Source organism: bacterium (assembly GCA_024228115.1).
Taxonomy (GTDB): Bacteria; Myxococcota_A; UBA9160; order UBA9160; family UBA6930.
The window spans coordinates 1-2,365 of the sequence record JAAETT010000575.1; the positions used below are offsets into that span (position 1 = coordinate 1).

General features: G+C 63.9%; 2 protein-coding genes. Both read right to left on the minus strand.

The window, feature by feature from the left end:
- Positions 1–119 precede the first annotated feature (119 nt).
- Positions 120–1,493, minus strand: coding sequence for a HAMP domain-containing protein (locus GY937_23860; protein ID MCP5059751.1), 1,374 nt, complete (start codon positions 1,491–1,493; stop codon positions 120–122).
- A complete protein-coding gene (locus GY937_23865) occupies positions 1,490–2,182 on the minus strand; it encodes a response regulator transcription factor (protein ID MCP5059752.1) in 693 nt (230 codons plus the stop codon). Before GY937_23865 ends, GY937_23860 begins: the two co-directional genes overlap by 4 nt.
- Between the last annotated feature and the right edge of the window lie 183 nt (positions 2,183–2,365).

A 2,365-nucleotide genomic window follows, 5' to 3' on the forward strand; every position in this document is an offset into this window, starting at 1 on the left:
AAAACGCCTCGACTAAGAAGTCAACCAGCGGGGACGGGGTTTACAATTGACTTGTTGAAAGGGGGCAAAGCCCCCTTTCAACAAGTCAATTGTAAACCCCGTCCCCGCTGGTTGACTTCTTAGCTCTGGGGCAGGCGGACGACGAAGGTTGCGCCCTCGCCGACCTGGCTTTCGACCCAGAGATCGCCCCCATGGGCACGGGCGATCTCGCGGCTGATCGGCAGGCCCAGACCGACCCCGGGCGCCGTGCTGCGATCTCCCACGCGATGGAAGGGTTCGAAGATTCGCGTGAGGTCTTCCTGGGGAACCCCGATCCCGTCGTCCTGAACGCGGACGATCAACGCCTCATCCGTTCGCTCGACCGTCAAGTCGACCCGGCCGCCGGCAGGCGTGTACTTGATGGCGTTGTCCAACAGGTTTGCGAAGAGCTCGTGCAGCCAGGAGGGATCGCCGGGCAACTGGGCCGGGGCATCGAGATGCGTCACGATCTCTACCTCCGCCTCCTCGGCGAGGGGTGCGAAGAATTCGACGACCTCACGAAGCAGCGCTTGCAGATCCACGGAGCTGCGCTGTTCCGGCGCGAGCCCGGCTTCGGACTGGGCCAGGCGCATCATGGCGTGCACCACGTCGGAAAGCCCTTCGACCTCGGCAGCGGTTTCCTGCAGCGCCTTCCTGGCTTCCTCGGCATCCCGGGGCTGCTCGAGGGTGACCTCGAGGCGGCTACGCAACGCATTCAGCGGCGTCCGAAGTTCGTGCGCAGCGTTCCCGGAAAAGCGCCGGGTGCGCTCCACACTACGGCCAATTCGAGCGATCATGTCGTTCAGTGTCGTCGCCAGCTCGTCGAGTTCGTCCCGGGAACCGCTCGTCGGAATGCGCTCTTCGAGATTGGTCCCTGAAATCCGTCGTGCGGTGGCATTCATTTCCGCCAGCGGACGCAGGCTTCCGCGGGCAAGCCCGTAGCCGAGCCCAGCCGTCAGCAGAAGCAGCACGGGAAGTGAGTAGAGGTAGATATCCCGGACATCACGAGCGTTGCGCACGAAGGGGCGGGTGTAGAGCGCGCCCTGAACGAAGCCCGGGTACGCGCGAATCGCCATGACCAGGTAGGGATAGTTCTCGCCGACCTCCACCTGACTGGCACCGGATTGGTCTTCACCAGCGAGGACGCCAGCCGGGAGCGGTGTGGGGTAGCGCGCCAACGAACCCCGGGCCACGATCAACTCCCCATCCTCGTCGAAGAGTGCAAAGCCGAGCTTCAGCTCCTGATCCGCGCTGGCGATTCCGCGCTCGATGGTCTCGACCATCTCGTCGGGCTCTGCGGCCGCAGCGTGAACCGCTACCTCGTTCACTTGCAACTCGAGCACCAACCGGGCGTCACTCTCGGTGCGCCCGGCGATCTGCGTGTACGTGAAGATCCCGAATGCCGAGACCGTCACCAGCAAGGCCAGGGTGTACCGAAGGGTCCACTGGACCCCGATGGAGATCCGATGTGTCACGCTTCGGACGCGCCGCGAACCTCGAGCACGTAGCCCACACCCTTGACGGTGTGGATCAGCTTCGGCTCGAAGTCCTGATCGAGCTTCTTGCGAAGGTGGTTGATGTGCACGTCGATCAGGTTGGAGTAGCTGTCGAAGCCGTAGCCCCAGACCTTCTCGGTGATCATTCCGCGCGACACCGCGTGGCTCTCGTTGCGTATCAGGTACTCGAGAAGCGAGAACTCCTTGGGGGTGAGTTCGATCGCATGTCCGCTTCGCTCGACTGCGTGGCGGCGTAAATCGAGCACCAGGTCCGCAATCGCGAGCTGGCCCGAATCGGGTTCGGCCAGGCTGCGACGGGCAACCGCCTGGATGCGGGCCAGCAGTTCCGCGAAGGCGAAGGGCTTCACCAGATAGTCGTCGGCACCCAGGTTCAAGCCCTCGATGCGATCGGCGACTTCACCTCTCGCGGACAGGAAGAGCACGGGCGTATCGATCTCCCGCTCGCGGACCTCCCTCAAGATGTCGAAGCCGGTCGACCCGGGCAGCATCACATCCAGGATCAACAGGTCGAAGGGCCCGCGAAGCGCCTTCTCGAGGCCCTCCTTCCCGTCCGCGGCCACGTCCACCGTATAGCCCCGCTCGGCGAGGCCCTTGTGGATGTACTCGCGGGCGGTCGGATCGTCCTCGACGTAGAGGATTCGAAGCATGGGATGAGTCTCGGGTAGATTCGTGAAGCTCGCCTGAAGCTAGCAGCCCATTGAAGAGCCCACGCCGAGCCATGTGCGCGCGCACCTGGCTCGCCGTCGGCCCTTCCATGGGCTGCCAGCTCCAGGCGTGCTTCACGAATCTACCCGAGACTCATCCCCTGCTCCCCATCCACTACGTCCAGG